9 protein-coding genes are annotated in these 8,724 nt (G+C 70.0%); 3 read left to right on the top strand and 6 right to left on the bottom strand.

The genetic code is table 11. From position 1 onward, the window contains the following. Nucleotides 1–146 precede the first annotated feature (146 nt). The 3 genes from ACP95_RS12780 to ACP95_RS12770 all read right to left on the bottom strand — a co-directional run bounded on the left by ACP95_RS12780 (nt 147) and on the right by ACP95_RS12770 (nt 3,376). The gene (locus ACP95_RS12780; protein ID WP_049981573.1) at nt 147–833 is read right to left on the bottom strand and encodes a nitroreductase family protein; all 687 of its coding nucleotides are present in this window, start codon (nt 831–833) and stop codon (nt 147–149) included. Between the two features lie 102 nt (nt 834–935). Continuing rightward, nucleotides 936–1,376, bottom strand: coding sequence for a universal stress protein (locus tag ACP95_RS12775; protein WP_049981572.1), 441 nt, complete (start codon nt 1,374–1,376; stop codon nt 936–938). Between the two features lie 161 nt (nt 1,377–1,537). After that, the gene (locus ACP95_RS12770; protein WP_049981571.1) at nt 1,538–3,376 is read right to left on the bottom strand and encodes an ATP-binding protein; all 1,839 of its coding nucleotides are present in this window, start codon (nt 3,374–3,376) and stop codon (nt 1,538–1,540) included. 87 nt (nt 3,377–3,463) lie between these two features. On the opposite strand from ACP95_RS12770, the gene ACP95_RS12765 reads away from it, so the two are divergent. Beyond that, nucleotides 3,464–3,793, top strand: coding sequence for a DUF7113 family protein (locus tag ACP95_RS12765; RefSeq protein WP_049981570.1), 330 nt, complete (start codon nt 3,464–3,466; stop codon nt 3,791–3,793). Nucleotides 3,794–4,336: 543 nt separating this feature from the next. Here the strand turns inward: ACP95_RS12765 and ACP95_RS12760 are convergent. Next, a complete protein-coding gene (locus ACP95_RS12760) occupies nt 4,337–5,611 on the bottom strand; it encodes a DNA double-strand break repair nuclease NurA (protein WP_049981575.1) in 1,275 nt (424 codons plus the stop codon). An 81-nt stretch (nt 5,612–5,692) separates the two neighbouring features. On the opposite strand from ACP95_RS12760, the gene ACP95_RS16165 reads away from it, so the two are divergent. Further along, nucleotides 5,693–5,899, top strand: a complete 207-nt coding sequence (locus ACP95_RS16165) for a hypothetical protein (protein ID WP_049981569.1) — start codon at nt 5,693–5,695, stop codon at nt 5,897–5,899. Nucleotides 5,900–5,902: 3 nt separating this feature from the next. Here the strand turns inward: ACP95_RS16165 and ACP95_RS12750 are convergent, their stop codons facing one another. Together ACP95_RS12750 and ACP95_RS12745 are read right to left on the bottom strand one after the other, a co-directional pair. Then, complete coding sequence (locus ACP95_RS12750; protein WP_049981568.1) at nt 5,903–6,919, bottom strand: 5,10-methylenetetrahydromethanopterin reductase; 1,017 nt, start codon at nt 6,917–6,919, stop codon at nt 5,903–5,905. A 3-nt stretch (nt 6,920–6,922) separates the two neighbouring features. Continuing rightward, nucleotides 6,923–7,681: a coenzyme F420-0:L-glutamate ligase gene (locus ACP95_RS12745; RefSeq protein ID WP_049981567.1), complete on the bottom strand. Its 759-nt coding sequence runs from the start codon at nt 7,679–7,681 to the stop codon at nt 6,923–6,925. Nucleotides 7,682–7,795: 114 nt separating this feature from the next. Here ACP95_RS12745 and ACP95_RS12740 point away from each other — a divergent pair, with 114 nt between their 5' ends. Further along, nucleotides 7,796–8,659: a hypothetical protein gene (locus ACP95_RS12740; protein WP_049981566.1), complete on the top strand. Its 864-nt coding sequence runs from the start codon at nt 7,796–7,798 to the stop codon at nt 8,657–8,659. The last annotated feature ends 65 nt before the right edge of the window (nt 8,660–8,724 follow it).

Below are 8,724 nucleotides of genomic sequence, written 5' to 3'. Positions count from 1 at the left end.
TACTGGCACGATCGCGGCATCACGCTCCGCGACGCCGACGTCGTCGGCGGTCCGCTCACGCGCCGCGATCGGCTTACTGCACGACCACGGCGTAGGCTCCATGGCCGCGGCACGGAGGCCGCGGCAGGTCGCGAGCCGTGATCGGCCTACTGCGTCGCGTAGCTCTCGGTCACGACCTCGTCGTCGAGGTCGGCCGCCGTCGGCTCGAACGCCTCGCGGTGGACGATCTCGTCGACGGAGCGGCGGAACTTCCGGGGCGCGTTCGTGTCCTGCGCGTTCGCGGCGGCGTGGCCCATCGTCACCAGCATCACCGGCTCGTACTGGTCGTCGATGTCGAACTCCTCGCGCAGCGCGTCGGCGTCGAAGCCGCCGACGGGGCAGGTCGCGAGCCCCTCGGCGCGGGCGGCGTGCAGCAGCGTCATCCCCGCCAGCGCGGTGCTCTTGGTGGCCCAGTTGCGGTTGGTCTCCTCGTCGCGCTCGGCCATCCCCTCGATCGTCTCGAGCAGGCCCTCTTTGGCCTCCTCGTTGGGGAGGTACCCCTTCCGGAGCTGGTCCTCGGCGACCGCCTCGGCGTGGGCGCTGGGGTCGGTGTTGCCCAGCACCGCCACGGCCACCGGCGCGTCGGTGACGTGCTCCTGCCCGTAGGCAACCTCCTGCAGGCGCTCGCGGTTCCCGTCCTCGGTGAGGACGAGGAACTCCCACGGCTGGAGGTTGTAGCTGGAGGGGCTGTAGCGAACCCGCTCGAAGACGGCCTCGAGGGTGTCGTCGTCGACCGGCTCGTCGCTGTACTCGTGCACGCTGCGGCGGCTGCGAACCGCCTCGTCGAACTCCATACGCGAGCGAGGCGGTCGACGTTTAATGCCTGTCGTGTCCCGCGTAATTAGGTCACCTCGGGGCTATCAGGTAACCCCCGGGTCACCGTCGTGTCGTCGCCGCTACCGGACGACAGTGACCGGAACGGGCGACTCGCGGACCACCTTCTCGGCGACGCTGCCGAGCAGCATCCGCGACACGCCGGTGCGGCCGTGGCTCCCGATCACGAGGTGGTCGTACGCGGGGGCGTCGACGTCGTCGCTCTCGCCGCCGGCGACGTTGACGATCGCCAGCGGCGGCCGGCCGACCGCGGTCTCGGTCCGGAACTCCCGGCCGTACGCCTCGGCGGCCTCGGCGAACAGCTCCTCGGCGTCGGCTTTGGCCTGCTCGAACCACTCCTCGCCACCGCTGGGGATGCCGACGCCGGCGCTGTAGCCGGCCTCGACGGGGTTGATGACGTACAGCAGCGTGAGCTCGTGCTCCCCCCACTCCTCGACCGCGAACTCGAGCGCCTCCTCGGCCTGCGGCGTCCCGTCGTACGCGACGAGTATGCGTTCGCTCATGGTTGGCGGTTCGGCGGCATCCGTAAAAAACGAGGTGGCGGCGCCGGCGCCGAGGTCGGGGGTCGCGATCGGTCGCGAGCAGTGGAGGCACTACACAGTCACGGCAGCACGCTCCGAGACCGCGACACGGCGGTCGCGGTCGGTCACGAGCCGTGACTGGTTCACTCCCCGTGTCTGGTCACACACTCGCTCAGTCCGATCAGCTCCACGGGCTCGGAGTTGTCGGGCGAGTACACCACCATCTGCCCCTTCTCCATGTACGGCACCTTCTGGGCCAGCTCGCTCGGGATGTTCACCGACGAGATCGCGTCCTCGTCGCCGAGGTTGAGCACGACCTTCGTGTTCACCTGCTTGAACACCGGCTCCGCGATGTCCTGCGGGTCCTGCGTGATCAGGAACAGCCCGAGTCGCTCCTTGCGACCCTGCTTCGCCGCCTCGGTGAACTTCTGAACCACCTTCTGGGCCTGCACGTTGTCGGCGTCCGAGAGGAAGTTGTGGGCCTCGTCCATCCCCAGCACCAGCGGCGTCTCCTTGATCCGCTGACTCTGCGGGGAGTTCGAGAGCTTGTCGTCGACGAGCAGCGACGACACCGCGAGCACGAACATCTCCTTCGCCCGCGAGGTCGAGAGGTGGTACGTCGGCACGACCGTCAGCCCGCCCGGCCGGACGAGCTCGTGATCCAGCTCCGTGATCGGCCGGGCGTCCTGGTCGAAGATCCCGTTTGGGATCCCGCGAACGCGGCGCTTGACGGCGTCGAACGTCGCCTCGTGGACGCGCCCGGACTCGTCGAGCTCCTCCTTGAGCCCGGGATTGTCGAGGTAGGAGAGGAACTCCTGGTACGTGCCGTCGCTGCCGTAGTCGCCGAAGAAGCGGTTGAGCAGCGTCAGGAGCGCGGGGTACTGGTTGTCGTTCAGCCCCCCGCCGGCGACGAGCCACGGCATGTCGTACTCGTTCACGACCGAGAACGGGATGGTGAACCGCACCTGCTCGGCGCGGTGGTTCTCGCCGCCGTAGCTCACGCCGTCCTCGACGGGGACGAGCGCGATCGTGTCGTCGTGGCCGCCGTGGGCGATCCCCTCCCGGTCGAGCTTGCGGGCGAACTCATCGCTCATCCCGGGGTTGTCGTCGTGCATCTGGGCGTACTCGTCCTGCGGGTCGAACTGCACGACGGCGGGCGAGACCTCCCGGCCGTCGTCCATCGGGTACGTCCGGTCCTCCGCGAGGTACTGCCGCAGCACGTTCTTCGAGGCGTGTGTCTTCCCCGAGCCTGTCCCCCCGGCGACGAGCGTGTGCCGGAACACCAGCGGGTCGCCGTCGGCGTACTCGTCCTTCACGCGGTAGTCGACCGTCGGCGGCTCCGCGGCGGTGCGGACCTTCTCGCCGCCGACGGAGAGGTGGCCGAGGAAGACGCCGTCGCCGGGAATTTTGAGGCCGGTCTTGATCTGCTCCTCGTCGGCGGCCTCCCGGGCCAGCGCGCCGGGTTTGGGCACGCGGTCGGTCATCCGCCGCTTGAGCTCGCCGCCCTCCTCGTAGATGACCGCCACGGGCTCGAGTTCGGCCATGAACTTGTAGTCGCGCTCCTCGAACTCCTCGCGGCGCATCTGCCGGCGGGCGTGGATCTCGGTGGCGTCGTCGGACTGGAACTCCTGAGCGTACTCCAGCGCCGCGATCGAGCAGAACAGCGTCTCGTCGTCGGGGTAGGGGACGAGCAGGTAGCTCCCCAGCCGGACCGAGTCGCGGTTCCCGGTGGTGATGAACGCCCGCAGCCGCGTTTCGTCGCCGTCCTGGGAGACCCGGAGCCCCTGGGAGACGGAGACGGTGCCGAGACCCCGGTCGGCGCCCGCCGGCTCCGTGCCGTAACGCTCGAACTCCGTCTCGGGGTCGGCCTCGTCGGCCGGGGCGTCGTCGCCCGCGTCGTCGCCCCCGTCGCCGGCGGAGGCGTCGTCGTCCCCGTCGCCCACGTAGTCGGTGAAGTCGCCGAGATCGCCCGAATCGCTCATGCGCCGGACGTGGAGGCTCCCGCCATACACCTTTCCCTGCGGCGCCGCGGGCACCACCCCTAAAGGCGCAGACCGACTAGCGACTGTATGATCTACGTCAGCGGACACGGCGGCGGGACGACCCTCACCGGCACCGTGTTCGAGCGCGGCGAGGACTCCCCCTCCTACAAGGGCGCCCCCGACGAGGACGCCGCCTACGTCTGGGTCTGCGACGCGTTCTACCAGGTCGAGAGCGGCGGCTCGGCGATCGAGATCGACGGCGAGGAGATCCGGGTCGCCTTCGAGTCGCCGATGCCCCGCGGCTTTGACACGCGCGAGCAGGCGCTCGACGCCGCGCGCGAGCACATCCGCACGCAGTTCGCCCGCATCGGCGTCGACGACGTGACGATCGACGTGGAGAAGGAGACGCCGGCGTAGCCGCGAACGCGACCGCGGAAATCGCTATCTCGACTGCAAACACGGCCGCGGAGTTCGCTATCTCGACCGCAAACACGGCCGCGGAGTTCGCTATCTCGACCGCAAACACGACCGCGGAAATCGCTATCTCGACTGCAAACACGGCCGCGGAGTGAGCAAGGCCACTTGCGACCGCACCGCCCCGCACAGCCCTCACGCCTCCCCAGCCGACTCACTCGTTCACTTCGTTCACTCGCTCGTCCCTCGCGCGCTCGTTCGCCCCCGGGGGGCTCACGTCGCGCGCCGACCGCCTCAGCGGTGCAGTGGCGGTGGACGTCTCGCGAGCGTCGCCGAGAGTCGACGACTCTCGGCTGCCAACCAGAAATCAGAGATTTCTGGTGACGCCGACTGTCGGCGCCGGCGGGGGGAGGGGTGGGGACTCGGTGCCGCGCCGGGCTTCATGCCCGGCGCCCTGCTGTCACAAGTAGCCAAGCATCGAGATGCTGTTTGGGTTGCTGTCACTGTCCCAGTTACCAACGACCGAACCCCGACCGAAAACCGAGACTACTCCTCCTCGCCCCAGCGCAGGCGGTCGTACGTCGACCGCGACTCGCTGCCGAACGTCTCCTCGAACTTCCGGCGGATCGCCGCCTTCTCGCCGGCGCCGATCTTCGCCAGTTCGTCTGCCTTCCCGATCGCCTCCGGCGGCCCGCGCTCGGTCGCCACCTCGCTCAGCAGCTGGGTCGTCAGCGCTTCCCGGGTCTCCGGGTCGCGCGTGACCGCGTACGGCGCCTCGATCTTGTACGTCACGTCGGTCCGCGGGTCGTAGAGGTAGCAGAACGTCACCTCGTACGCCTCGGGGTCGAGCCGGCGCTCGATCCCCATCGCGTCGCCGTCGTCGGACATCGGCTCGTCCGAGGAGCCGCGCGAGCGGAACCAGGAGGTGAAGGTGAGATCGGACTCGTCGCGGGCGGCCGCCGGGTCGGCGGGGTGACCGTTCGTCGCCCCGTCCGCCTGCTCCTCCCGAAACTCGAGCAGGCGGGTGAACAGCGCGGCGTCGTCGGTCCACGGCGTCGGCGTGCGGTCCGACAGCGTGCGGACGATGAACCGCGAGGTGGGATTCTTGACGAACCCCGCGATCGGGACGCCGCGCTCGACGAACCCCTCGACGAGCCGGACGTAGTTCTCGACGATCGCCTGCGGGGCGGCCTCCTGTGTCGCCTCCGCCAGCGCGGGGTCGCGTGACTCCCAGTTGAACAGCCGCTTGGGGTACAGCGGCCCGTCCAGCAGCAGGAGGTCGTCGACGTCGGCGGCGTGATCGAGCGCGTGGGAGGACTCCGCGAGGTAGAGCGCGAGCTCGTGGGTCACCTCGTCGGCGAACTCCGCGACCTCGGGGACCTGGAGCACCCGCTGGCGGCTGTAGCCCTCGTCGTACTGCTGCCAGTCGGTGCCGTACTCCCGGGTCGCGTCGTTGGCGTGGACGGTCGCGACCAGCGAGCGCGAGCGGTGGAGTTCCAGGTCGGTCGGCGCCGCGGCCATCGCCGCCTGCGCCACGTCGAGCAGCAGCCCGTTCTTGAACCCGGTCGGGTTGAGCGTGCCGGCGTCGAGCCCGTGGGTCGTGTCGAACGGCCGGTCCGCGAGCGCCACGTCGTCGATCGACGCCGCCCGGAGCGACGGCTCGTCGAGCGGTTCGACCACGACCCGGCCGTCCGCGCGCAGGGGGTCGAGCAGCTCCCAGGCGCGCTCGGCGTGGTCGTCGTGGTCGGAGTCGTCGACGGTGCCCGCGATGGAGGCGGCGATGCGGGCGATAGTGTCGACGTGGATGGGGTCGAGCGTCACGCCGAGCACGACGACGGGCGCCCCCAAAACTCCCTCGCCTCACTCGGAAGAGCGAAGTGACCCCCGGCCCAACCGCCGGGCATGGCCACGCTGCAGGAGTTCGCGACCCGACTCGTCACTGATCTCCCCGAGATGGGGCGGCTGTTCGAGGGCGTCGTCACCCAGGACCCGCTCTCGGCGGTCTCGGCCGCGATGGGCGCGCTGTTCGTGCTCGCCGCCAGCGGCGCGCTGGCGTATCTCGCCGCCGGCGGCCTGCTCGACCTGCTCGGCGCGACGTCGACGCGGTAGTTCTCAGCCGCTTCTCTCGGCCTTCACGAGCGCATCGCTCGCCAGTTCGACCGCCGCGTCGAGATCCGGCCCGAGCGGCGAGCCACACACGACGCCATCGGCGTGTTCGAGCACACCCGCGAGTCGATCCGCTACCTCGTCGACTGTTCCCGCAGCGGCGAAGGCGTCGATCATCGCGGGGGAGACCCGCTCGAACGCGCCCGCGAAGTCGCCTTCGCTGATCTTCTCGCCCACGGCGGCGGCGCGGTCGGCGTCGATCTCGTGCCGTGCGAGCACCGGCTCGGGCGCCCCGGCGGCGATGAACGCCACCGGCGGTCGCGCGGCCTCCCGGGCGGCCTCGCGCTCGCTGGCGACGCTCACGCTCGCGTACGCGAGGAAGTCGAACGCGCCGCGGCGGTCGGGGCGCTCCTCCAGCCCCTCATCCACGCGGTCGGCGGCCCACGCGAGGTCCCGGGGGTGCGAGCCGTTGAACAGCAGCCCGTCGGCGTGTTTCGCGGCCATCCGGCACATGTGCGGCCCCTCGCCGCCGACGTAGACGGGGAGCTCGCCCGGCGGCTCGTAGTTCAGCCCCGCATCGTCGGCGACGAACGTGCCGTCGTGGTCGACGCGTTCGCCGTTCCAGAGCCGTTCGGCGATCTTGAACGCCTCCAGCACCGAGCGCAGCCCGCGGTCGTCGCCGTCGACGCCGAGGTTCCGGAGCGTCGACGGGTCGCCCGGCCCGATGCCGAAGGCGCCGCGCCCGCCCGACTGTTCGTCGAGCGTCGCCATCCGGGAGGCCAGCGCGACGGGGTGGCTCTCGTGGGGGTTGGCGACGCCCGGGCCGAGCCGGATCGTGTCGGTGCGCTCGGCGATCGCCGTCAGCGCCTGGAACGGGTCGCGGTTGTTGTAGTGCGAGGAGACGAACGCGGCGTCGAAGCCGGCCTCCTCCGCGGTTTTCCCGAGTTCGGCGAGCCGGGAGACGGGGTGTTCGGGCGTGAGTTCGATCCCGCGGCGGATGGGCGCAGGAGTGGTGTCCGACATCGTTCAGTCCTCGTACTCCCAGTCACGTAGCGCTTGGCGTACGAAGTCCCCGCGCATCTCGCGGAACATGTTGTCGCTGCCGTCGTGGTCACCGAACTCCCAGCCGCGGACGACGACGACAGGGTCGCCGTCGTCGCCTTCGCCGGAGACGAGGTTGGCGGCGCCGGCGAGCTCGTCGACGACGTTCTGGACGGTCACCTCGAGCTCGTGGCCGTCGCGGTCGGTCTCGCCGCGCCAGTCCCGCGACGCCGGCATCCCGGCCCAGCCGATCGCCATCCCGCGCTGACCGTGCCGGAACGGCCGCCCGGAGGTGTCGGTGACGATCACCGGCGGCGACTCGGGGAGCTTCTCGTGGATGCGCTCGGCCGACTCAGTCGGCCGTTTCGGCAGGAGGAGGAGGTCGTGCTCGGGCACGTTCGAGCGGTCGATGCCGGCGTTGACGCCGACGTGGCCGAACCGCGTCTCGGTCAGGACGAACGGCTCCTCCATCACCACGTCGGTGCTCTCCTCGAGCACCGCCTGGGCGAACCGGGGGTCCTTCTCGTCGCCGGATATCTCCTCGAGGTTCCGGGCGATCTCCTTCGCCCGCGGGCCGGCGGGGAACTCCTCGAGATCAGCGGCTCGGCCCTCGGCCTTCGAGACGACCGTCGAGGCCACACAGACAACGTCGTCCGGCCGGAGGTCGACCCGCTCGGCGATCGTCGCCGCCAGGTCGTCGCCCTCGCGGATCTCCGGTATCTCCGGTACGGCGAACAGCTCCATACGGCTCCCAGGGGAGCGCCCCACAAAGTCGTGTTGAAGCGCCGAACCCGTTCTCCCGGCGTTCCGGGAAAGCAACAGGAATACGTAGAACGGCTGAGAACCCCTCCGTAATCGATGCGGGATCAGGATTTCCTCGAGTCCGAGTGGGACTACTGCCTGGTGCTCGACGCCTGCCGGTTCGACGTGTTCGACGAGATCTACGACGAGTATCTCGACGGCCGACTGGAGAAGCGACGCAGCGCGGGCTCCTCGACGCCGGAGTGGGCCTACCGCAACTTCACGGGCCAGCACGACATCGCCTACTTCTCCGGAAACCCGTTCATCAACGATCTCGGGATCCCGCTGAACGAGCTGAAGTGGGGGGCCAGCTGCGAGTACGAGTGGACCGCCTCCGACCACATCAGCCAGGTGTTCGACGTCTGGAAGTCGGGCTGGGACGACGAGCTCGGGACGGTGCCGCCGGAGGGGATCACCGAGGCGTTCCGGCGCAACCGCGACGCCGTCGACGCCGCCGAGCGGACCGTCCTCCACTACATGCAGCCCCACGCGCCCTACCTCTCCCGCGGGAAGGGCCAGAAGCTCAAGCAGATCCAGAAGGGGATCCGGAAGCAGGAGGAAGCCGAGAACGGCGACGCCGAAGCCGACGGCGGCACGCTCGCGTCGATGAGCGACCGGCTGCGGACCAACGTCGAGAGCGTGCTCGACGGCAGCGAGCTGGCCCAGAAAGCCGGGCTCTGGCTCGAGCTCGACCCCGCGGAGGTGATGAAGAACGGCACCCAGGAGGCCGCGCTCGGGCTGTACGAGGAGAACCTCCGGATCGTGCTGGAGGATATCGCCGAGTTCGTCGACGAGCTCGACGGGAGAGTCGTCGTCACCGCCGACCACGGCGAGGCGTTCGGCGAGGAGGGCGTCTGGGAGCACCACATCGAGACGCACATCCCGCCGCTGATCGAGGTGCCGTGGCTGGTGCTGGACTGACTCCCCGCGACGCCGCGTAGCGAACGACTGATACGGCCCCACTCCCAACTCCCGCCGGGCGGCAG

The organism is Halolamina rubra (genome assembly GCF_000739555.1).
GTDB classification, from domain to species: domain Archaea; phylum Halobacteriota; class Halobacteria; order Halobacteriales; family Haloferacaceae; genus Halolamina; species Halolamina rubra.
This window is presented reverse-complemented; position numbering and strand designations above follow the sequence as displayed.

Coding starts and splice junctions, on each gene's coding strand:
- ACP95_RS12780 (WP_049981573.1), bottom strand. CDS start 833: ATGGAGTTCGACGAGGCGGTTCGCAGCCGCCGCAGCGTGCACGAGTAC.
- ACP95_RS12775 (WP_049981572.1), bottom strand. CDS start 1,376: ATGAGCGAACGCATACTCGTCGCGTACGACGGGACGCCGCAGGCCGAG.
- ACP95_RS12770 (WP_049981571.1), bottom strand. CDS start 3,376: ATGAGCGATTCGGGCGATCTCGGCGACTTCACCGACTACGTGGGCGAC.
- ACP95_RS12765 (WP_049981570.1), top strand. CDS start 3,464: ATGATCTACGTCAGCGGACACGGCGGCGGGACGACCCTCACCGGCACC.
- ACP95_RS16165 (WP_049981569.1), top strand. CDS start 5,693: ATGGCCACGCTGCAGGAGTTCGCGACCCGACTCGTCACTGATCTCCCC.
- ACP95_RS12750 (WP_049981568.1), bottom strand. CDS start 6,919: ATGTCGGACACCACTCCTGCGCCCATCCGCCGCGGGATCGAACTCACG.
- ACP95_RS12745 (WP_049981567.1), bottom strand. CDS start 7,681: ATGGAGCTGTTCGCCGTACCGGAGATACCGGAGATCCGCGAGGGCGAC.
- ACP95_RS12740 (WP_049981566.1), top strand. CDS start 7,796: ATGCGGGATCAGGATTTCCTCGAGTCCGAGTGGGACTACTGCCTGGTG.